18 protein-coding genes and 1 tRNA gene are annotated in these 23,020 nt (G+C 44.0%); 3 read left to right on the top strand and 16 right to left on the bottom strand.

What is annotated here, in order from left to right:
- Positions 1-22: 22 nt before the first annotated feature.
- The 3 genes from AB6811_RS02520 to AB6811_RS02510 all read right to left on the bottom strand — a co-directional run bounded on the left by AB6811_RS02520 (position 23) and on the right by AB6811_RS02510 (position 4,561).
- Positions 23-1,363 (bottom strand): hypothetical protein, encoded by a 1,341-nt coding sequence (locus tag AB6811_RS02520; protein WP_369488731.1) that lies wholly within the window; start codon positions 1,361-1,363, stop codon positions 23-25.
- 101 nt (positions 1,364-1,464) lie between these two features.
- Positions 1,465-2,955, bottom strand: a complete 1,491-nt coding sequence (glpK, locus tag AB6811_RS02515; protein ID WP_369488729.1) for a glycerol kinase GlpK — start codon at positions 2,953-2,955, stop codon at positions 1,465-1,467.
- A 40-nt stretch (positions 2,956-2,995) separates the two neighbouring features.
- On the bottom strand, positions 2,996-4,561 hold the full coding sequence (locus AB6811_RS02510) for a glycerol-3-phosphate dehydrogenase/oxidase (RefSeq protein WP_369488727.1): 1,566 nt from the start codon (positions 4,559-4,561) through the stop codon (positions 2,996-2,998).
- Positions 4,562-4,685: 124 nt separating this feature from the next.
- On the opposite strand from AB6811_RS02510, the gene AB6811_RS02505 reads away from it, so the two are divergent.
- A complete protein-coding gene (locus AB6811_RS02505) occupies positions 4,686-5,477 on the top strand; it encodes a DeoR/GlpR family DNA-binding transcription regulator (protein WP_369488725.1) in 792 nt (263 codons plus the stop codon).
- 7 nt (positions 5,478-5,484) lie between these two features.
- Here the strand turns inward: AB6811_RS02505 and AB6811_RS02500 are convergent, their stop codons facing one another.
- From AB6811_RS02500 to AB6811_RS02455, 10 genes are all read right to left on the bottom strand, one after another.
- On the bottom strand, positions 5,485-6,135 hold the full coding sequence (locus AB6811_RS02500; RefSeq protein ID WP_369488723.1) for a phosphatidylserine decarboxylase family protein: 651 nt from the start codon (positions 6,133-6,135) through the stop codon (positions 5,485-5,487).
- 14 nt (positions 6,136-6,149) lie between these two features.
- Entirely contained in the window at positions 6,150-6,977 is an 828-nt protein-coding gene (locus AB6811_RS02495; RefSeq protein WP_369488722.1) for a phosphatidate cytidylyltransferase, read from the bottom strand.
- Positions 6,974-7,177 carry a putative signal transducing protein gene (locus tag AB6811_RS02490; RefSeq protein WP_369488720.1) on the bottom strand — a complete coding sequence of 68 codons (204 nt, stop codon included), beginning with the start codon at positions 7,175-7,177 and terminating at the stop codon, positions 6,974-6,976. The genes AB6811_RS02495 and AB6811_RS02490 overlap by 4 nt, the downstream gene beginning before the upstream one ends.
- A 3-nt stretch (positions 7,178-7,180) precedes the next feature.
- On the bottom strand, positions 7,181-9,202 hold the full coding sequence (ftsH, locus tag AB6811_RS02485; protein WP_369488718.1) for an ATP-dependent zinc metalloprotease FtsH: 2,022 nt from the start codon (positions 9,200-9,202) through the stop codon (positions 7,181-7,183).
- 31 nt (positions 9,203-9,233) lie between these two features.
- Positions 9,234-9,614 (bottom strand): ribosome silencing factor, encoded by a 381-nt coding sequence (rsfS, locus tag AB6811_RS02480; RefSeq protein ID WP_369488716.1) that lies wholly within the window; start codon positions 9,612-9,614, stop codon positions 9,234-9,236.
- 147 nt (positions 9,615-9,761) lie between these two features.
- Positions 9,762-9,834, bottom strand: a tRNA-Gly gene (locus AB6811_RS02475).
- A 53-nt stretch (positions 9,835-9,887) separates the two neighbouring features.
- Positions 9,888-10,784, bottom strand: a complete 897-nt coding sequence (locus AB6811_RS02470) for a universal stress protein (RefSeq protein WP_369488714.1) — start codon at positions 10,782-10,784, stop codon at positions 9,888-9,890.
- 2 nt (positions 10,785-10,786) lie between these two features.
- Positions 10,787-11,530, bottom strand: a complete 744-nt coding sequence (locus tag AB6811_RS02465; protein WP_439655706.1) for a succinate dehydrogenase/fumarate reductase iron-sulfur subunit — start codon at positions 11,528-11,530, stop codon at positions 10,787-10,789.
- 30 nt (positions 11,531-11,560) lie between these two features.
- Positions 11,561-13,480 carry a fumarate reductase/succinate dehydrogenase flavoprotein subunit gene (locus tag AB6811_RS02460; RefSeq protein ID WP_369488712.1) on the bottom strand — a complete coding sequence of 640 codons (1,920 nt, stop codon included), beginning with the start codon at positions 13,478-13,480 and terminating at the stop codon, positions 11,561-11,563.
- A gap of 30 nt (positions 13,481-13,510) precedes the next feature.
- Positions 13,511-14,182, bottom strand: a complete 672-nt coding sequence (locus AB6811_RS02455) for a succinate dehydrogenase cytochrome b subunit (RefSeq protein ID WP_369488710.1) — start codon at positions 14,180-14,182, stop codon at positions 13,511-13,513.
- A 774-nt stretch (positions 14,183-14,956) separates the two neighbouring features.
- Between AB6811_RS02455 and priA the strand changes: the two genes are divergently transcribed.
- The gene (gene priA / locus AB6811_RS02450; RefSeq protein ID WP_369488708.1) at positions 14,957-17,422 is read left to right on the top strand and encodes a replication restart helicase PriA; all 2,466 of its coding nucleotides are present in this window, start codon (positions 14,957-14,959) and stop codon (positions 17,420-17,422) included.
- A gap of 3 nt (positions 17,423-17,425) precedes the next feature.
- Here priA and hydF read toward each other — a convergent pair whose 3' ends face one another.
- Entirely contained in the window at positions 17,426-18,655 is a 1,230-nt protein-coding gene (gene hydF / locus AB6811_RS02445) for a [FeFe] hydrogenase H-cluster maturation GTPase HydF (RefSeq protein ID WP_369488706.1), read from the bottom strand.
- 120 nt (positions 18,656-18,775) lie between these two features.
- On the opposite strand from hydF, the gene AB6811_RS02440 reads away from it, so the two are divergent.
- Entirely contained in the window at positions 18,776-19,711 is a 936-nt protein-coding gene (locus AB6811_RS02440) for a DUF4412 domain-containing protein (protein ID WP_369488704.1), read from the top strand.
- A gap of 379 nt (positions 19,712-20,090) precedes the next feature.
- On the opposite strand, the gene AB6811_RS02435 is transcribed toward AB6811_RS02440, so the two are convergent.
- Together AB6811_RS02435 and AB6811_RS02430 are read right to left on the bottom strand one after the other, a co-directional pair.
- On the bottom strand, positions 20,091-21,545 hold the full coding sequence (locus AB6811_RS02435; RefSeq protein ID WP_369488702.1) for an EF-hand domain-containing protein: 1,455 nt from the start codon (positions 21,543-21,545) through the stop codon (positions 20,091-20,093).
- 4 nt (positions 21,546-21,549) lie between these two features.
- The gene (locus tag AB6811_RS02430) at positions 21,550-22,905 is read right to left on the bottom strand and encodes an SPOR domain-containing protein (protein ID WP_369488700.1); all 1,356 of its coding nucleotides are present in this window, start codon (positions 22,903-22,905) and stop codon (positions 21,550-21,552) included.
- Positions 22,906-23,020 lie beyond the last annotated feature (115 nt).

The raw sequence follows: 23,020 nt of genomic DNA, 5'->3' as shown, positions 1-23,020 counted from the left end.
CGTAAAAATAGCAAATTATCGGTTATGCTTTGCTAACAATTGCGTTGTAGTAGCTTCGTAACGACATGCTGTAGGTACGGAGCATCTCAGTAAGCAATGCGTTGAGCTGTTCAATCCCATTTGATCCTGAGTAATTGTTGATTTGATCCATAAGGTTGTCAAGTTCTTTTGATTTACTGGCCTCAAACGATGGGTCTTTTACCAGAAGTGGGGGGCAGAATTCTTTTAGGGCTTTGTCAACCTTACGGCTTCGGTCAACCGATATTTGGCTCACCACGGTACGGGCAAAGTCGTTGGAATAGGGTGTAATGGGGGTTTCAGTTCTAAGCGCCTCAATTAGAGGGTTGGTATCATAGTTGCTATAGGCCTCACGCATGGCTATCCATTGGTACTGCTCGAGTACGGAGTGTTTATTTGATACCAGCTGAACGGCATCGTTTTTGCTTTTTGGGAAGCCAATAATAGCCTTGAGGTTAATCCAAATCATTCGAGCGGCGCTCATTCCGGGTAGGGGGGCTGTGTGGTACGGCATCGATAGGTCGCCAAGGTAGTGCATTCCCCAGCCCATGAATCGCCAACCCCAGTAGTCGTTGCCTGTGGAGAAGGCGTATTCCGATAAAGCCTTAAAAAGGCTAATACGATATTCTGGGTAGGTTTTTTTGAGGAAAGGTCCGAAGAGATATACAATTTTTGCTTCATGGTAGAAACCCATGTGGAAGGGAGCTTGGCTACCATATTCAAGTTTTGGGTCACCAAAGGGTTGAACACCGAATCCATAGGTTTTTCCGTAGCTGGTGCCATTATCTTCAAACAAACCTATGTCAAATCCATAGTCGGGCTCGTCGTTGGCGGTGCACAGCACATCAATGGGTAATACCTTGTCTCCTTCGGTAAGTTCAACGTAATTAATATGCGATAATGCACTGAAATCCTTAAGAGTGGTAAGTTCCGAAGGCGAAATCAGGGTTCTCCCAGCAATATCTTGGTTAGGAAGAAGATGTAGATAAAGTTTTAGCCTGATATTTGGATTGAGTCTAACTGCAGTAAGGAAACGAACTACAATATCGTTAGGATTACCTGTAGCAACAAACTCTAGTTCTTTTGGAAGTAGTGCATAGTTTGGCAAGTTTACAACCGCCCACTCCTCATACTCTTTCAGTAACTTGGCTATACCTTGCTCGTTTTTTATTAGAAAAGTCTTTAGGCTTATAGCATCGATAGGTTTCCTGTTTGTTAGGTCAGGTATATTTGATAAAACAGGATATGCGAGTAACGGATGTTCTGACCATGCTTTCGAAATGTTGGGTGATACTAGCAAGAATATGGATAGCCAAACAATTAAAATAGAGCGAATTTTTTTCATGACAATAAGTTTTATACAATAGTATGAAAAATCTGCTTATGTATTAATAATATTTAAATAAAAAAGGCGAAAGTTTTGACTTTCACCCTTTTGGCTATTTACTATCTATGCCATGATTTTGCCCTTTCAACAGCATCGGCCCATTTATCCTTCATTTTTTGTAGGGTTTCGGCTGGCATACCGGGAGTGAAAGTTTTATCGAGTTGCCAAAGGTTGGCAATCTCCTCAATATTTTTCCAGTAACCCGTGGCTAACCCAGCCAGGTAAGCTGCACCCATAGCGGTTGTCTCTATTGTTTTAGGTCGTACAACGTTGATGCCAAGCACATCGGATTGGAACTGCATGAGCAGATTATTAGCTGAGGCGCCGCCATCAACTCGCAATTCCGTAAGGTTTATGCCAGTATCCTTAGCCATAACATCAAGCACATCCATGGTTTGAAAGGCGATGCTTTCCAGAGCAGCTCTGGCAATGTGTGCACGTGTTGTTCCGCGAGAGATACCAATCATCAACCCGCGTGCATACTGATCCCAATGCGGTGCACCCATTCCGGTAAAGCTTGGCACAAGGTATAAATCGCCATTGTCGGGTACCTGGCGGGCCAACTCCTCCACCTCAGCGCTACTTTTGATGATACCTAAACCATCGCGTAGCCATTGCACTACAGCTCCGCCAATAAAAATACTACCTTCAAGGGCATAGTAGGTGTCGCCATTTACTTGCCAGGCAATAGTGGTTACCAGATTATTTTTTGAGAGAAAAGGTTTTTTCCCGGTGTTCATGAGTATAAAGCAACCGGTTCCGTAAGTGTTTTTAACCATGCCCTGGCTGGTACACATTTGTCCAAAAAGGGCTGCCTGTTGGTCGCCAGCTATGCCTGCTATAGGTACTTTTGTAGCAAAAAATGTAGTATTGGTATGGTCGTAAACCTCGCTCGACGAGGCCACGCGAGGCAAAATGCTCTCAGGGATTTGCAAAAGTTCGAGCAGCTCTTTGTCCCATGTTAGGGTGTTAATGTTGAAAAGCATGGTTCGGCTGGCGTTGGAAACGTCAGTTACGTGGGTTCTTCCGCGGGTTAACTTCCACACCAACCAGGTGTCCACTGTACCAAAGGCTAACTCGCCACGGTTTGCCTTTTCGCGTGCACCGGGAACATTATCGAGTATCCACTTAACCTTTGTTCCGCTAAAGTAGGCATCAATCACCAGTCCGGTTTTTTGTCGTATCGTGTCAGTGAATCCCTTTGCCCTAAGCTCATCGCAAAGCGATGAAGTTCTGCGATCCTGCCAAACAATGGCGTTATTGATGGGTTCACCGGTATTCCTGTCCCAAACAATAGTGGTTTCGCGTTGGTTGGTAATGCCTATGCCATGCAGATTTTGACCGTTAATCCCAATCTTCGACATGGCTTCGGCTGCAACCGCCACCTGCGATGACCAAATCTCGTTGGGGTCGTGCTCAACCCAGCCCGGTTTAGGGAAAATCTGCTGAAATTCCTTTTGGGCCATGGAACGAATGTTCCCCTTTTGGTCAAAAATCAGGGCGCGGGAACTGGTTGTGCCCTGATCGAGTGCCATTATAAACTTTTCCATAGGTTTAGGTCGATTTTAGGTTTTGTTAGGGTTTCACAAATTAGCTAAGAATGTAGTTCTGTGCAATAGCTAAGTAATTTTCCACCTGTTCGCGTTCCCAGTTTTTATCACGGTTCAATTCCCTTGCCATTATAGCTGCTACCGCAGGTGCAATGCGCATACTCTCGCGAGCATCGAGGAGCAGGCATCGGGTACGACGCGCCAAAAAGTCTTCCACATTACGGGCCATTTCATGGCGAACTGCCCACACCACTTGGGCTTTAATAATGCCAAGACTCTGGCTTAAGGTTTCGCCAAGTACATGCTCTACCCTTGCCAGTTCAAGTATCTTTTCCTTGTCGGTTCCATACACATAGAGCGGGTCGCTATGGTTAACATTGTTTGTGTAACCATGAATTTTCAGGTTCCGGGTTCTTGATTTACTTTTCTCCCAGCCCTTAACCGCTTCAACCTTATTCACCATATCCTCAGCCATCCTGCGGAAGGTTGTCCACTTGCCTCCCACCATGGTAAAGAGCTCTGACTGGGTTACAATGATTTTATGGCTCCGGGATATTTCTTTGGTTTTCTTTGAATCGCCTTTAGGTGCTGCAAGCGGCCGTAATCCCGCAAATACGCTTAGCACATCGCTTCGTTTGGGTGCTTTGGTTAGGTATCGGCCGGCAGTGTTCAGAATAAATTCTATTTCCTCTTCAAGCGCAACAGGTTCAAGCGATGCGTTAGGTATGGGAGTATCGGTAGTTCCAACCACAATGCGGTTGTGCCACGGAACAGCAAATAGTACCCGTCCATCGTCGGTTTTGGGTATCATCATGGCATGGTTGCCGGGTAAAAAGCTTTTGTCGAGCACAACATGAACACCCTGACTTGGCGATATGGTTTTTGCCTGGCCGGGGATGTCCATTTGCAGTACGTCGTCAGCAAAAACGCCGGTTGCGTTTATTATTGCTTTTCCATGGAAAGTGTAGCTCCTGCCCGTTTCCAAATCCTCAGCCACAACTCCGTCGACAATACTGTTAGTGTTTTTGGTGAGTTTAACCACGTTCATGTAGTTAAGCACCATGGCACCATGTTCGGTTGCTGTTTGAAGGACATTTATGGCCAGGCGCGAATCGTCGAATTGGCCATCGTGGTAAACCACACCGGCAGTAATCTTTTTAGGTTCGATGGTTGGAATGTACTCCAGCGCTCTTTTCTTTGAAACCCTGAGCGAACGCCCAAGGCTGTAGCGGCCTGCCAGTAAATCGTAAAACGTTAGGCCAACGGTGTACATCAGCTCATCGAACCAGCCAAAGGTTGGAATCACAAAGCTTTGATTTTTTACTAAGTGGGGAGCATTTTTTAGTAACCTTCCTCGCTCGATACAGGCCTCGCGCACCAAAGCAATATCGCCTTGAGCCAAATACCGCACCCCGCCATGTACCAGCTTGGTACTTTTACTCGAGGTTGATTTGGTGAAATCATGTTTTTCCAGTAGCAGTGTTCTATAGCCACGGGTTGCTGCTTCAAGAGCAATTCCTATACCTGTTGCACCACCCCCAATAATTACAAAGTCAAATCCCTGATCATTTGACACAGCTTGGCTGAGCATCTGTTCTCTATTCATATCGTAAGAATTAGTAATACAACGAAATATTTTTGGTAAAAATAACAAATAAAACGAAACAAAACGAAATCAAATGAAATTATTTTTAGATATCTACTTGAGACATCGGATTTAAAAAATAACTATGTTTGAGATAAAATTGGTAGGTATGACATTGAGCATAGCGGAACGGCATAGAAAAATTCTTGAAAAACTCAAGGAGACAGGCTATGTATCGGTAGTTGAGCTTAGCGAGCAACTGGGAGTTTCAGCGGTTACCATTCGAAAGGATCTGAAACTTCTTGAAAGTAGGAATCTGCTATTCCGCTCGCATGGGAGCGCATCGGTAAGTAACCCGTACATAGCCGATAGGCATGTAATAGAGAAAGAACAGCTATATGTTGAGGAGAAGCAGCGCATATCGCGCTATGCGGCCAGTTTAATTTCCGATGGAGAGAGTATTATTCTTGCCTCAGGGAGTACCATCAATGAGTTCTCACGCCAAATAGGCGAACGACGTAACATTACTGTCATATGCGCCTCGCTGGTTGCCGCCCGTGAGCTTGCCGTAAGGGGAGTGGCTGAGGTATTACAGCTTGGAGGACTAGTAAGACATACCGCCACATCGGTTGTTGGCCCCTTTGCCGAAAAGATGCTCGAGGGCTTCCGGTGCAGCAAGCTCTTTATGGGAGTTGATGGTATTGACCCCGAATTTGGTCTAACCACAACCAATGCCCTTGAGGCCTCGCTGAACAGGCAAATGATAGCCAGCGCCGAAAAGGTAATTGTTTTGGCCGATAGATCAAAATTCGGCCGTAGGGGTTTTAGTCGGATATGCCAGCTCGACCAGGTTGACCTGATAGTTACCGATAAAGGGGTTAACGAGCTGTTTGTTAAACAGCTTGAGGAAAAAGGTGTAGAGGTTGTGTTGGTGTAAGGGCTGGCTAAACGGTAGCAATAACCGTAAGGTTTCCGGTCACCTTTTGACCAATGGCTACTTTAATATCGGCGTTAAGCGGGAGGAATACATCAACCCGTGAGCCAAACTTGATAAAACCTAGCTCAGAGCACTGATTTACAGGTTTCCCCACCTCGGCGTAGCATACAATCCTTCGGGCTACTGCGCCAGCAATCTGGCGGAGTAATACTTTAACACCATCGGGGCGCTCAACCACAACCGTGGTTCGCTCGTTATGCGACGACGATTTTGGATGCCATGCAACAAGGTAATCGCCAGGATGATACTTGTAGTACTTTATAACGCCACTTATTGGGAACCAGTTGATATGGACATTCCAAACCGACATGAATATTGAAACCTGTATGCATCGGGTTTTAAGGTACTCGTTCTCTTCTACTTCCTCAATTGTAACAACTGTGCCATCGGCAGGCGACAAAACTGCATTCTGGCGGGTTTCAATTTGCCTTGAAGGTACTCTGAAAAATCGGGTTAAGAAAGCCATTAGCAGCACCGATGCTACCGTTGCAACAATTGAAATTGCTTTTGGCAGGATTAACCAGGAAACGGCGCATAGTACCACCAGGACTGCGAGTGTTACAAAAAGAATTGAGTATCCCTCCTTGTGAACCTTCATATCTACAAAAAAAATTAAATAATCATCATTACTTCAAGGTAAACATAAACCATGGGGAGTACCATTAACAATGCGTCAAAACGGTCGAGTAGTCCCCCGTGTCCCGGAAGAAATTTCCCGGAATCCTTAACCCCTATACTGCGTTTAAACATCGATTCCACTAAATCGCCCAGTACCGCCATAAGGGCTGTAATTAGTCCTATTGCAAGCCAGTGCTTAAGGCTTACCTCATCGAAAAACATTGCAATAACCCATGCTACCAGTAGCGTGGTGGCTATACCCCCAACAAAACCTTCCCAGCTTTTTTTGGGCGATATGCGGGGAATCATTTTATGTTTACCCATACTCACACCAACAACGTACGCTCCGGTATCGTTTGCCCAAACCAGAAAGAGTATTCCTAGTAATATGTTCGGGTTGTAATCCATGCTATACGAGGATCCATTGATGGTAATGAAGTTCATTAACGAAAACGGTAAGGCAATGTAGAAAATTCCAAGCAGGGTTAATGCTATGTTCTGCATTGGCTTTTGCTGGTGCCTGTAAAGTTCAACAACAAAAATTGAAACGAGCAAAGGTACAAAACCGTAAAGCGTTAGCTGCTCAATCCGGCCTGAGCTGTAGAAGTACGACCAAATAAAGAAGGCCATCCCAATGAATACTCCAAGTAGCGATTGTGGCCGTAACTTGGCTTTAAGTCCTAAATGGTAGAACTCAAGCATGGTGGCAGTGGTAATGGCTAAAAAAAGAATGAAAAAGGTGATGTGGCCAATGTAAATTGCCCCAACCAGTACTATTACAAAAAGTAATCCGCTAATGGTACGTTTTAAAAACTCGCTCAACCCTGTATATCTTTTAAAAGTTCTTTAGCCCTTTCAGCATGTTCGGGCTCTGTATACACTGAAACTTCGCCAAAAAGATAGCTGGAATCTTTACGGTTAATCACAACAGCAGGAATCTCGTTTTCCTCGAGGATTTGTTTAGCCATTTCGGCTTGCCATGTATGCGAAGTGGAAAACACCTCTTGCCAATTTTGGTCCATGGTTTATTCGGTTTGGTTTTCTTTACTTTCTAAATCTTGCTTGTGAGCCTCCTCGTCAAGCTCTTTTACCAGTTCTTGCTCACGGCTTAGGGTTTTCCGTGGGCCAAATATCTTTTCCAAATCCTCGCTGAAGATAACTTCACGTTCAAGCAGTAGCTCGGCAAGCTGAACATGACCTTCGTGGTTCTCGGTAAGTATCTGCTTAGCCCTTTCGTAGGCCTTATCGATAATTTCTTTAACTTCCTCGTCAATTTGTTCAGCGGTTTTCTCGCTGTAGGGTTTGGAAAATGTGAATTCAACCTGGCCGGTGGAATCGTAGTAGCTTATATTTCGAAGACTCTTGCCCATTCCAAAGTAAGCAACCATGGCGTAGGCCTGTTTGGTTACCCTTTCCAGGTCGCTCAGAGCGCCAGTTGATATCTTATTGAAGTTTATCTCCTCAGCTGCCCTACCTCCAAGGGTTGAGCACATCTCGTCGAAAAGCTGCTCGGTTGTAGTGATTTGACGTTCCTCAGGCAAATACCATGCTGCGCCTAACGACCTGCCACGGGGTATAATTGAAACCTTGAGCAAAGGATTAGCATGCTCTAGCAGCCAACTAACGGTGGCGTGTCCAGCCTCATGGTAGGCAATGGTACGACGCTCCTCCTTTGATATAATCTTATTCTTCTTTTCAAGACCTCCAATGATTCGGTCGATGGCATCAAGGAAATCCTGTTTCTCAACATACTTTTTATTCTTACGCGCCGCAATAAGAGCAGCCTCGTTGCACACATTGGCAATATCGGCACCTGAAAATCCCGGGGTTTGCTTTGCCAGGAAACTGATATCGAGATTCTCCTCAAGCTTAATAGGGCGAAGGTGAACCTTAAAGATATCGAGACGCTCCTTGAGGTCGGGCAACTCAACATGAATTTGCCTGTCGAAACGACCAGCACGCAAAAGAGCACGGTCTAAAATATCGGCGCGGTTGGTTGCTGCCAGAATAATTACACCCTGGTTGGAGGCAAATCCATCCATCTCGGTAAGAAGTTGGTTAAGGGTGTTCTCACGCTCATCGTTGCCGGAGAAGCTCGGGTTTTTACCGCGAGCTCGGCCAATGGCATCAATCTCGTCGATAAATACAATGCATGGAGCCTTTTCCTTGGCCTGACGGAACAGGTCGCGAACGCGCGATGCTCCCACGCCTACAAACATCTCCACAAACTCAGAACCGGACATGCTAAAGAAGGGAACGTTGGCCTCGCCGGCAACAGCCTTGGCAAGTAGTGTTTTACCGGTTCCCGGAGGGCCTACGAGTAAAGCACCCTTGGGAATTTTACCACCCAGCTCAGTGTACTTCTTGGGGTTTTTGAGGAAATCAACTATTTCCATTACCTCAATTTTAGCCTCCTCAAGTCCTGCCACATCCTTAAAGTCAACCCTTGGGCGTGTTTCCTTATCAAACAGCTGTGCCTTTGACTTACCTACCGAGAAAATATTCCCGCCTCCTGGTCCGCCTCCACCGCCTCTGGAAATTCTGCGGAAAATGTAGATCCAAATGGCTGCAAGTATTACAAACGGAAGTACCCATGAGAGTATATCGGCCCAATAGTTTGGCCGGTCAACGTATTCCGGGTATATTTTTTGACTTTCCTCTATATTGGTTTGTGCCTCGGCAAGCTGCCGCTCAAAGGTTTCAATGGAACCAATGGTAAAGTAAAAGTGAGGCCCTGCCTTTGGAACAGCGCCAAATCCCTGTCCTAGTCTATCCTTGTACTTCTCTAGCTTATCTTCCTTAAGGTAAACCTCTACCTTGCCAGCGTTCCTTACCACCAATAGCTTGCTTATTTCCTGCTTTTCCAGCATTTGGTTTTTTACCTCCTGCCATGTGGTTAGCTGAGCTGTTTTACCAGAGTAAAAATACTGGATCAGGAAAAATCCAAGAATTATAATGATGTAAACCCAGTAAACGTTGAATCGTGGCATTTTTGGTTTGCCGTTTTCATCGTTCATCATAGGGTTGTTATTGTTGTTCTCAGCCATATAGGACTATTTCTATTATTACGTATTATTGTTAAACTTCTTCGTACTGTATAGCTTTAGCATCGGCCCAAAGTGCTTCAACACGGTAGTAGTTGCGCCATTCAGTTTGGAATACATGCACTACTATATCGATGTAGTCTAGTACAATCCAAATTGCATTTTGGTAACCATCGGAGCGGTAAACCTTTTCGCCCAGCTTCTCTAACACTTTATCTTCAATATTGTTTGCAATGGCATCTACCTGTGTGGTGGAGTCGGCATTACAGAAAACAAAGTACTTGCATACAGCATTCGGCAAAGCGCCAATCTCAAGCGATACAACGTTTTTCCCCTTTTTTTCTTGAATAGCATCAACTATACACGTAAGTAAATCCTCGGTGTTCGATGTTTTCTTTACTCTTTTTACTGCCATTTAATCCGTTTTTACTAAACTGCAAAATTAATCAAAAAAATGAACATCAACCCGTTTAATTGTTTTACATAAACAGGTTTAAGCTCAAGGTTGTAGCTAAATAAAGCTATATAAAAAAACGTAAAGGGGTTAACCCCTTTACGTTTGAGCGGGAAACGGGACTCGAACCCGCGACCCTCAGCTTGGGAAGCTGATGTTCTACCAGCTGAACTACTCCCGCCTGTTTGCACTGCAAATTTATAACATATTTAGGCAAATTGGTGAGCCAACACCCTAAAAAATATTTAAGGGATCAATAATTGACGATAGTAAATCCCTTGTTGTTTGTGTTGATGATGCATTGTTAAGGCTGATAACCGGGACCTTGGCCTCATTGATAATGTGGTGAGCAAATGCGCCCACGTAGTTATCAAAGCCCACGTTTTCCTTGTGCGTCATAATTATAATGGAGTCGCACTTAATTTCATCGGCGTAATCAAGTATTTCCTGATATGCAAAATCTTCATCCTTGCGAATCAATTTTTTAGTATGGGGTATGTGATTTTCAGCATAAACAGCCGCATACTTTTCAATCTTTTCATTTATTCGGCTTTTTTCAGGGTCGATATCCCCAAAAATTACCGATACGATATTTAGTTTAGAGTCGAATTTTAGAGCAAGGGCAACAGAGTTAAATAGTTTTATACGGCAATTTTTAGTTAGATCCAGGGGAACAAGCATATTTTTAAAGATTGTTTCAGGAACGGTTTTTACGGTTATTACAGGCTTGGTAGCCTTCATAATCACGTTCTCCAGGGTTGATCCAATTCTTTTTCCTTCCTGGGCAAAGGGGTAATTATCGACCATAAGGATAAAGCGGACGTTTTCCTGCTCAGCGTATTCCACAATTTTATGGTGCCGCTTTCCGGTTAGCACCATCAGCTTTGAGTCCTCAGGTAATCCAAACTGGCGCGATATGTTAAGCAGTTTATTAAAGGCCTCATTGATAAGCCGTTCCTCTTTAACCTCATCGAGCCACCAATCCTTTAAATCAAGAACATGAAGTAAATGGATTTGTGATTTTGTAATTGGGGCTAATTTCTGAGCGAATTCAATGGCCTTTTCGTAGTAGTCCCCAAAATCAACCGGAACAAGCAGTATGTCGGGCGATTTATCTTTTTTAGCTGGCATTTTTAGTCCTTAAGTTTAGCGGTGATATATTCGCGATTTAGCTTTGCAATTGTGCTAATGGAAATACCCTTTGGGCATTCAGCCTCGCAAGCACGTGTATTAGTGCAACTGCCAAAACCTAGTTCATCCATTTTGGCTACCATACGCTTAACCCGCTCGGGTGCTTCGACCCGCCCTTGTGGGAATTGTGCCAGGTGGGTGATTTTGGCAGCCACAAAGAGCATAGCGGATGCATTTTTACAAGCAGCCACGCATGCCCCACAACCTATGCACGATGCCGTGTCGAAGGCAACATCGGCATTGTGTTTGGGTACAGGAATAGCATTGGCATCCTGTGCGGCACCTGCGTTCACGCTAATGTAGCCTCCGGCTTGTATAATCTTATCAAAGGCTGAGCGGTCAACCACTAGGTCTTTCACAACAGGGAAAGCTGCTGCGCGCCAGGGCTCAATGGTAATGGAATCGCCATCCTTAAAGCGGCGCATACGCAGTTCACAGGTGGTGGTTCGGTGGTCGTTTCCATGGGGTCGACCATTTATGTAGATGCCGCAGGAACCGCAAATCCCCTCGCGGCAGTCGTGGTCGAACGCCACCGGGCTTTTTCCCTCCCTAACCAGTCGCTGGTTCAGCGAGTCGAGCATTTCAAGGAACGACATATCGGGGGCAACATTATCGAGCTCATAAACCTCGAATTTTCCTTTACTACGGGAATCTTTCTGTCGCCATATCTTGAGTTTTACCTTCATAGCCTTTAGTATTATATGGTTGATGAGATGCTATTTATAGCTGCGCTCTTGAAGCTTTACGTATTCAAATTTCAGCTCTTCCTTATGGAGTATTGGCTCCTTGCCATCGCCGGTAAACTCCCAGGCTGCAACGTATGAGTAGTTCTCGTCGTCGCGTTTGGCCTCTCCTGTTTCAGTTTGGCTTTCCTCCCGGAAATGTGCCCCGCAACTTTCCCTACGGTTAAGTGCATCGTAAACCATAAGTTTACCGAGTTCAAGAAAGTCGGCTACGCGATTTGCCTTTTCCAGTTCCTGGTTCAGTTCGCTGGCCGTATCGGGAACCTTAAGGTTTTTCCAAAACTCATCCTTTAGCTCATCGAGCAATGTAAGTGCCTTTTTAAGCCCTTCCTCGTTGCGAACCATCCCGCAGTAATCCCACATGATCTTTCCAAGCCGCTTGTGGAAGCTGGTAGCCGTTTCGGTTCCGTTAATTGCCATTAACCTTTCAATCCGTTCCTTAACCTCTTTCTCGGCTGCATCGAACTCAGGGGTATTGGTGGGTATTTTTGGTGTTTTTATCTCGTCAGCTAAGTAATCGGCAATGGTGTAGGGTAGTATAAAGTAACCATCGCCCGAGGTTTGCATGAGTGAGCTGGCGCCTAAGCGGTTTGCCCCATGATCGCTAAAGTTGGCTTCGCCAATGGCGTATAGGCCAGGGATGGTAGTCATCAGGTTATAGTCAACCCATAGCCCTCCCATGGTGTAGTGGCCAGCAGGGTAAATGCGCATGGGTACCTCGTAAGGCGATTCTCCTGTAATTTTCTCGTACATTTCAAATAGGTTGCCATAGTTTTCCTCAATGTACTTACGGCCCTTTTTCTGAATGGCATCGCGGAAGTCGAGGTAAACCGATAGGCCTGTTGGGCCAACCCCGTAACCGGCATCGCAGCGTTCCTTAGCGGCACGCGAGGCCACATCGCGCGGAACAAGGTTCCCAAAAGCAGGGTAACGACGCTCCAGGTAGTAGTCCCGTTCGTCCTCTGGTATCTCGTTGGGTTTGCGGGGGTCACCCTTTGTTTTTGGCACCCACACCCGGCCGTCGTTTCTTAACGATTCCGACATAAGGGTAAGCTTGCATTGGTGGTCGTTTAGCACCGGAATGCTGGTTGGGTGAATTTGCACAAAACTTGGATTGGCAAACAGTGCGCCACGTTTATGGGCACGCCATGCGGCTGAGCCATTTGAGTTTAATGCAAGTGTTGAGAGGTAATAGATTGTGCCGTAACCTCCAGTGGCTAAAACTACTGCATGAGCCGAGTGGCGCTCAATCTCACCGGTTACTAAGTTGCGAACTATAATCCCTCGTGCTTTTCCGTCAATTACAACAAGATCCATCATCTCCCTGCGGGGGTACATGGTGACAGTTCCTTTATCAATTTGGCGCGAGAGGGCGGAGTAGGCGCCAATAAGGCACTGTTGGCCGGTTTGTCCCTTAGCGTAAAAGGTTCTTGAAACCTGAACGCCCCCAAACGAACGGTTTTCAATTAATCCACCATAGTCACGGGCAAAAGGTACTCCCAGTGCGGTGTAGTGGTCAATTACAAGGTTACTTACCTCAGCAGCACGGTAAACATTTGCTTCACGGGCCCTGAAATCGCCACCCTTAATCATATCGTAGAATAGCCTGTAAACGCTATCGTTGTCGTTCTTATAGTTTTTAGCAGCGTTTATTCCGCCTTGTGCTGCAACGGAGTGAGCCCTTCGGGGGCTATCCTGGTAGCAAAACACTTTTACGTTGTACCCCAGTTCGCCAAGTGTTGATGCTGCCGATGAACCTGCAAGGCCTGTTCCTACCACAATAATATCGAGTTTTCGTCGGTTGGCTGGGTTTACCAGTCGGAGTTTCGCTTTATGATTAGTCCATTTTTCGGCCAATGGGCCTTCAGGTATTTTGGCGTTTAGCTTACTCATAGCTGTCGATATTTATAATCGGATTAAAATCTACTTAAACAGTAAAAAATAGATTGGGATAATGCTAAATCCCGTTCCAATAATAATGGCGTAAACATAGGCTACCACCTCAAGGCGTTTTAGCCATTTTGTACCATTCCATCCAAGGGTTTGGAAAGCAGCCCAAAAACCATGGCTCAGGTGTAATCCAAGAAAAATTGCACCAATCACGTAAAGCAAATCGTACCACCAGTAGCTTATGAAAAGACCCGAAACCAATGCGTATGCGTTGGGCATAGTGTCGCTCCCGTAAGTAATGGTTTCAACGGTTCCAAACTTTAGTTTCCAAAAGAAATTTGCTAGGTGTATGATTAAGAAAATGAAAATGGTAGTACCCAGAATGAACATATTTTTCGACGACCAGGTTGAAAGACCATTAGATGTAGTTTTTGAGTAACCTATTGGCCTTGTTCTTTGATTTTTAATGGTCAGGAAGGTTGCATAGATAATGTGAAACACAAAGCCGATTGCCAGCAAGGGCTCAATTACCTTAATGGCAGGGTTGCTGGCCATGAAATGAGCTGCTCGGTTAAAAACCTCACCATCGCCCACCAGTAGCAGCATGTTTACAGTTAAATGAACTAGCAGGAATACCATTAGAAACAATCCGGTTATGCTCATTACCAGCTTTTTCCCAATCGATGAGTTAAACATTTCAATCATAGTTTATCGGTTTAATTGGCAGTACAAGTTATTAAATTTTGCTTTTCATCTAAAGCATATGAACTAATTTAACATTCTAAATAACTTTTCCAACACGCATTTTGTGTACCGACTAACACATAAGGCCTTGATAATGAATAAAAATAAAGGGTTTCTCTTACTGAGAAACCCTGTAATATTCGATATTTCAAAGGATTAACAAATCCTTTGTGGGCAATACAAATTAGGATAGCCTAGTTGTTAACTACTGTACTACGGTAAATTTTACTGTAGGCTGGGCAAGTTTTTTTGGAGCATGAACTTGCTAATACTGCTACAAATGCAAGTAGCAATAATCCAGTTACGATTCTTCTAGTTTTCATAGGCCAAAATTTTATACAAATATACTTTACTTTACCACACTTGCGTAGGCCGGACATGGAATATTATTATGGCATGAACTTAAACCTACGGATATAATAACACTAACAACTATTAGGACTAAAAGTTTACCTTTAAGTTTAAACAAATCCTTCATCGCTTCTAAAACTTCAATTATTCTAACCTGTTTATTAACTTCCGCAAGGAATAATTTTTTTGCAAGTTAGTAAAATTATTTTGACAAAACGAAGATAATTGATGATTTGCATTACCATTTCATTGATAAAAACACAAAATGTTGTAAGCAAGTTTTTTGCTGTTTCAGTTAGCTCCATAAAGATATTAACAGTTAGGCTTAAGCCTTAGCATGAACAACTATTTTATATAACTTTCCAGAGTGAAAAAGCTGTTATAATGACAAGCCAACTTTATGCTGATGTTATTTTGCCTTTAGCTCTTCAGGCAACATACACCTACTCCGTACCCTTTGAGATGGAAAAAATGATTCAACCCGGGGTCCGGGTTGTTGTATCGTTTGGCCAACGCAGGCTTTACTCAGCTCTGGTTTACAGGGTGCACACCGAAAAACCCCAGGTACAACAGGTAAAGGATATTTTACAGGTTATTGATACTACGCCTATTGTGCTTCCCAGCCAGTATAAGCTATGGGAATGGCTTGCTGAATACTACATGTGTTCCCTTGGCGAGGTAATGAAAGCTGCGCTACCATCGGGATTAAAAATGGAGAGTGATACTTACATTTCTTCTGGCGAATTTGATGAAATTGACCTCTCCGATGAGGAGATGACCCTTATCCATCTGCTAGGGCAAAAGCGTAAGCTTACCATCCAGCAACTTACCCAAAAATCGGGTCTCAAACATCCTATGAGCGTTATAAAATCGATGTTGGAGCGCAAATTGCTTTTCATAACTGAGGATATTGAGTCCGATTATCGCGCTAAAACCGAAAATTATATTGCTTTGGCACCGGAATACTCCGATGAGAAAAAACTCTGTGAGCTTATTGATTCACTTAAACGTGCACCAGCACAGCAAAGGCTAATACTTGCTATTGCCTCGCAGGCAACTACTCCAAACGATTTATCTACTGCAAGGGTTCTCAGGAAGACCCTGCTGGAAAAGGTTGATGTATCGGCATCCGTTTTAAAGTCGTTAATTGACAAAGGATATATAGTCCAGGATGAGGTTGAAACCTCAAGGATTGATAATGCTAATAGCGATCCTGCTACTTGTAACCCCCTTGCCCTGGAAGATTTTCAGATTAACGCCCTCAATGAAATACAAAACCAATTTAGCTCACACGATGTTGTGCTGCTGCACGGAGTTACCTCAAGCGGTAAAACTGAGCTCTACATTCACCTTATTAACCAAGCACTACAAAATGGGAAACAGGTGCTCTACCTGTTACCCGAAATCGCATTGACCACACAAATAATTAATCGCCTGCACAAAGTTTTTGGGAATAGGGTTGGTGTTTACCATTCCAAGTTCTCAGACTCTCAGCGCGTTGAGGTTTACCTGAAAATGCTAAGCGAGGAGCCTTTCGATGTAATTCTCGGGGTTCGATCTTCAATTTTTTTGCCTTTTTCAAATTTAGGGTTAGTAATTGTTGATGAGGAGCATGAAAATACATTCAAGCAGTACAACCCTGCACCCCGATACCACGCTCGTGATACTGCTATTGTCCTAGCCAAACAGGTTGGGGCAAAGGTTTTGCTTGGTACCGCAACACCGGCAGTTGAGACTTACTTTAACGCTAAATCCGGTAAGTTTGGATTAGTAAAGATGCTGGAGCGCTTTAGTGGTTTGGAATTGCCACGTACTATTGTGGTTGATACCCGCGATGCTCGTAAGCGAAAGCGAATGAAGTCGCACTTTTCCGATACTCTCCTGAGTGCCATTGAGAACGCTCTTTCCCAGAAGGAGCAGGTAATACTTTTCCAGAACAGGCGCGGGTATGCTCCATTTATTGAGTGTGCCGATTGCGGTTGGGTGCCCCACTGTGAGCATTGCGATGTTACGCTTACCTACCACAAGTATACCAATCAGCTAACATGTCATTACTGCGGCTTTGGCATGGAGCAGATGGGTTCATGCCTTGCATGCGGGAGTACAAACCTGCAGCCCAAGGGTTTTGGAACCGAAAAGGTTGAGGACGAACTTTCGGTTTTCTTCCCCGATGCCGTTATTGAGCGTATCGATTTGGATTCTACCCGTTCACGCTCATCGTATGAGCGAATTATTTCGGGCTTTGAGCAAGGTAAAATTGATATTCTGGTTGGCACCCAAATGGTTTCCAAGGGGCTCGATTTTGACCGGGTTAGTCTTGTAGGCATTCTAAATGCCGATAATATGCTTAATTTCCCCGATTTCAGAGCATTTGAGCGGAGTTTTCAGCTGATTACTCAGGTTAGCGGTAGGGCTGGGCGAAAGGGGAAGCAGGGTTTAGTTATTATTCAAACAGCGCAGCCCGATCATCCCGTTATTAAAAGCGTTACAGGTAACAACTTTTTTACTTTCTGGGAATGGCAGCTAGCAGAGCGTAACCGATTCCACTATCCGCCTTTTTACCGCCTTGTTCGGATTACCCTCAAACATAAGGATAAGCACCACTTGGAAGATACCGCTGAGAATCTGGCAAAAACCCTAAGGCATTCGCTGGGTGAGAATGTACTGGGGCCTGAGCCTCCAATAATTTCGAGAGTACAAGGGCTATATATACTCGAGATTCTTGTAAAGATTAAGCGTGAACAGCCCTTGCAGCGAATCAAGGAATTTATTAGGTATAGTATTACGATGTTAAAGCAAAAAAGGGAAACCAGCACGGTGGTTATCGCCATTGATGTTGACCCATACTAAAGCCTAGAGGTAATCGGCTTTTGATTCCTTGTTTGCTGTAAAAGGTGCAATGGCACGTTGGTAAATCCCCTGAACATAGGCAATAGCCATTCCGTAGTTGGTAACAGGTATGCCTGCCTCTACGGCCGGACGCAAGCGGTTAATAAGTTGCTTGCGGGTAATCATACAGCCACCACACTGAATAACAAGTGAGTACTCCTTAATATCGCGGGGTAGGGCATCGAGGCCTGCAACCACATCGTACTCGAGCTGCTTCCCGGTAAAGTTCGATATCCACCTTGGAATCTTAACTCTACCAATATCGTCGCATGAAACATGGTGATTGCAGCTTTCAAGCAGAAGCACCCTATCGCCATCTTTTAGTTCCGATATTTTTGGAGTACCCTTAAGGTAGTTTTCAAAATCGCCCTTCAGGCGGGCTAAGAGTATGCTAAAGCTGGTTAGCGGAATGTCGCGGGGGATTGATGCATCGGCTTTAACAAAAATTTGGCTGTCGGTAATGGCTAATGCAGGTTTAACCTGGGTTTTACGTAGGAAGGCATCTACCTCACGTTCCTTAAGAACAACTGCCACGGCATCGTTGTCCAGAACATCGCGTATGGCCTGAACCTGTGGGAGTATTAACCTGCCTGCAGGAGCTTCAACATCAATAGGGGTGATAAGTAAAACAATATCACCGTACGATATAAGGTCGCCAAGCAGCGTAGGTGTCCTATACGACGATTCGGGAATGGCTTTCTTGATTAGACTAATAAGCTCGTTGGGTTGGGTTTGGGATTTGCAGCTGATATCAATAAATCCCGAATGCCTTTTGCCACTCAGCTTTTCCTTAAAAATACTGGAAGCAGGCTCAATATCGCTCTTGTTATGAACCACTAGGTACGGTGTATCGGTTTTGATAAACTCGTTTACCAGCATCTCCTCGTAGTCGCCCCAAGTATTTGAGGTAACAACCAATAGGGCAAGGTCAATATGGTTAATGGATTGTAGGGTTTTTTCAACCCTTTTCTGTCCAAGCTCACCCACATCGTCAATTCCGGCAGTATCAACCAGTATTACAGGTCCAAATCCGGTAATCTCAAACGACTTTTTTACCGGGTCGGTGGTTGTACCTGCAAAGTCCGATACTATGGCAACATTTTGCCCGGCAAGCAGGTTAATTAACGAGCTCTTGCCATTGTTTCTGCGGCCATAAATACCAATATGAGGCTTTGTTTCTTTCCCTTTCTGCATAAATCATGTTGTTACTTCGCAAAAGTATTGAAATATTTTTCAAAAAATAACCTGACAGTCAGCACAATGTTCAAATCATTTGGTTAACTTGCATTACTTTAAACATATAAACTTAAAAAAATGGTACGTAAAACATTTGTATTTACCCTGATTATTGCCCTAATGAGCGTAACCATGGTAACCGAGGCTCAAGTAGGTGGTTTCCTAAAGGATAAAGCCCAAAAAGCCGTAGCTAAAAGTTTGAAACGTGGCGAGGATGAAAAAAAGGTTGAAGAACAACAGCAGGAGGAGCAGCCTGAAAAACAGGAAAAGAAGCAGCCAAGCGCTGCCGATAGGTATATGCAGCAAAAGATGATGGGGCTAATGGGTTTCAAAAATGTGAAGTTTGATCCGGCCTACAATTTTACTTCAAGCATGAAGATGGATATTGAATCGGTCGATTCCGCATCAACAGAGGTTAACAAGGGTACATACGCCTTTTATTTCGATAAGAACTCGCAAAACTTTGCCATGGAGTTTGAGGCATTGAATCGCGAAACGGGGAAGAAGGAAAAATCATTGATGATTTTTGACTACAAGAACAAGGCAATGCTCATTCTAAGCGATAAGGATGGAGAGAAAAGCGGTATAGCCATGAACTTTGAACCCGACTCAGTCCAAAAGGAAAAGGGGAAGGATGAGCTCGCCGAGCCAGTTCCTCAAGAAGATTTATCGGCCTATAATATGTACTATAAGGCCACAGGACGCACCAAAAATGTTCTGGGCTATAAATGTAAGGAATATGTATATGAAAACCCCGAAGGCAAGGTAGAGCTTTGGGCTACGAACGATATAAAGTATAACTACTCCGAGGCTTTTGGACACATGAATGGTTTCCAGTACCTGGCTACTGGAGGGACAGCTTACCTATTGGGCACAGTGCTTGAAATGCATTTCAAGGATGCAAACTCTAATGCCCGTGCCGATTTCTGGATAAAGGAGTTTAATCCAAATATATCTAGAACGCTAAGTGTTGCCGATTACCAGGTTGTTGGCTTAGGGGGCGATAAGAAGTAGGTAGGCACATGAACCTGAGTTCCCTGGGTTAGCATATTCAACAGGGCAAATTTCTAGAGGAATGAGGCGGAATGAGCCGGAATAACAGAATATGATGAAGTTAGAAGATTTTTTTAGTCCGTTAAACGTTAAAAGTTAATTGCGTGACTTTAGGTTGGAATGATTCGGAATGAATCGGAATATAATGGAGTTTGAGGGAAGTTATTAAGGGCTAAACAATTTAGTATTTTGGTGTTTTCAATAATATGTTCACATTTTAATTTTGTTCATTATTCTCAAGGATTATTATGAAAATCAAAGAGGCTGGGTATAAAAACCAGCCTCTTTCCTTTTAAAACCAAATAGGTTTTTGTGAAAATATATATTGGTTAGGTTTGGGTTACTGTGCAAAGAAGTATTCGTTTAGGTCGTACAAATCCTGAAGGGTAAGGTTGTTTGTGCCGTCAAAAAACTCATTTACTGCCCTCATCAGTTCCTGGAACGATATGTATCCATCGGCATCGGAGTCAACAACCCTGAGTTTTTCGGGAATCTTACCCGGTGTATAGTTCAAACTGCGCGACCAAACGTGGGTAACAGGGATTAAACGAACCTGCTTACGCGAAACAGCCTCGCTCTTTCGGTTAAACATGGCAGCCAGAACATCGGCCGTTACCTGCGAACCACTTTCGTCAACAATAGCGCCCTCCGGAGTATTAGGCTCCTTATCCATGTAGTCGAATACACCATCAAAGTCCGTATCGGATGGGCAACCTATTGAATCGACAGCAACACCAGCCGGGGTGTCGGGGCACTCGTCAAACCTGTCGAAAACGCCATCTCCATCTGCATCGCTAAAGAAAATCTCGTAATCGTAATCCTCACCCAGCATAGCAAAAACCCTCTCCACAAGAATTGTTTTTGGATCGGAGAACAGGTCGAAATTCATGGTAAAGTAGGTAAAGCTAAATATATCCTTGATATTATTCTTAACAGGATATCCCTGGGCTTTGGCTATTTTACTGTCGTAGTTGTCAATTTTATCGCTAAAGCAGTAATTAAAAGCAGCTCCCACCCTTAGGTTTACCCTATCGGAGAGATAGAAGTCGAACCCAAGATCAATTGGAACTGAAAATGTTTGTTGCGAGATACTTCCTTGTTTATAGAGATCTTTTCCTGACAAATCGGTTTCGTAATCGCTGTCAAATCTTACTATTCTTGCACGGTAGGCATCGGGCCCATTCTCAGGGAAATTTCGCATGGTTCCATCGGACCAGAAATAGTAAAAGTTCCCCGATCCGTTGTTGAGGAAATTGCCCTTTGGGCTAAAGAAAATGGTTGAAAAACCTACTGATAGGAAGGGTTTAAAGCGTTTTGCAGGGCCAAAAACATGGCCAAAGTTGTACTCAAACGATAATCCTAACTGGAAGATGTTGGTTTTAAAGGCCGAGTTAACAAAAATAGGATTATTCAAATCGTCGAGGGGCAAAGGCTGCTGTTGCATAAGGTAGGAGAGCTTGGGGTCGTGGGCAAAAATATCGCCATATATGGCAAAGATATTTCCCTTAAAGTAGTGCTTGCGGCCCACCAGGTTGGAAACATTAAGTTTTCCTGCAACATTCCCGTAAAGGGGAGAGCTGATAGGGTTTCGTACATCACCCCAGAAACTCAGGTAACCAACACCCAACGAAATTACTGGTTTGTAAACTGGGTTTTGAACTTCAACTATGGTATCGAGTATACCCTTATAGTATTCTTCCTCATCAATTTGGGCATGAAGCGCATTTGGTAGCACAACCAAAAGTGCCAAAACAGTTACTAACCTCCCTAAGTGTAATTTAATTAGTTTTTTCATAAAACTACCTGTACCACTTTTGACTAGTAATCATTAACGCTTCCTGCACAGTAATTCGAGTCCCGTTGTTGTAAGCAGTAACAAAGGCATCGTTAATTCTTGTGGAGTTCCAGATAAGAATTCTAAAATCGCGAGCTTCCTTGTACTCCTTGAACGAACCTATGGAATACTTATACCATCCCTCATGTTTTTCGGTTCTAACATCATATTTGATGTTATAGCGGGTAAAGTATCGTTTAATATCAATGGGTTTATGTCCGGCTGCAATTTGAACCCTATAGTAAACCCCTTTTTCGGGCATAAGCATAAAGGGTTCCATATCAAATTCCGGCTTGGCTTTACGTTTTGGCTTGTCTTCAATTTTTTTATACTCAATTGGAATATCAATCCCACCTTCGGAGTAAGGGGTAAATCCTGAGATGATATTTGCTCCTTCGGTTGAGAAAGTTGAAGAAATAAGTCCGTCAAGTGCAGCAGGGTCGATGTTCGTTAGGTCGATATCCTTTTGAATGATATCTATTACCCTAGTAGCCTCACCCACAAGGTATGAGAAGGTTCCCTTTAAGCTTACGGTAATATTTCCTTTCCCATCGGGGGCAATGAGTTTGTACGATACAACAAATCGGGGTTCGGCCGGGAGGTTCATCCAAAGGAATTTAACCTTTTGGTCCTTAAAGGTGAAAACAGCATCCTTGGTTTCAATGGCTTCGGCTGTAAATCCTTCAGGAACGTCTTCTTCAATTTTGGCAAACTTCTGGGCATTACCCTTGTTTACTAGTAGTTTTACCAGATAGTCATTCTCAGCACCTGAAGGGATAGGGGTTTGCCTTATGCATCTAACATTGCTAGCCACAAATCCAACTGGTGCTTGTGGTGGAATAATGGTCTGAAACTCGTTAATGTCAACAATTAAATTGGGGTCAATCCTGGTCGATGGGTTAATACTAATGGTGGAGGTTTGGAATTCGGCTGTTTTTCGTTCATTATTGTCAACGTAGGCAAAGGTCCCTTTTAGCGTGAACGACCCTTTAAGCCTCTCGTCAACCTTTACCCGGTAAACCAAACGCATCTCCTTACCCTCAGGAAGACGAAGCCATACGAATCGGAGTTTTTGTTCGTCAAATGAAAAGTCGCCAAGCGACGATTCCACTAGCTGGGCAGTTAAACCCATGGGTAAATCCTGTTGTAGGCGAGCAAAACCGCTAAGGTTTCCCTTTTTCAAGATAACTTCAACGTCAAACTCGCTACCGGCATTTACTGCCTTCGGAACATTTACATTTAATGCAACATCGTTTCCAATCAGGAAACTCAGTAGGGTAATGCCAACCAGGTTATATAACACTGTAACGATACTAGGCATCGTTTATTGGGCTAAGGTTTAGGTTCACAATAGGGTTAATTAGTTACAATATTAAGAAATAATTGTTTAAAATGTAACAAAAAGCCCAAAAATCTAATCTTTTGGGCTTTTAAAC

The sequence above is a fragment of the Tenuifilum sp. 4138str genome (assembly GCF_041102575.1).
GTDB lineage: Bacteria > Bacteroidota > Bacteroidia > Bacteroidales > Tenuifilaceae > Tenuifilum > Tenuifilum osseticum.
Note: the sequence above shows the minus strand (reverse complement) of the source record. Positions and strands in the feature narration are given on the sequence as shown.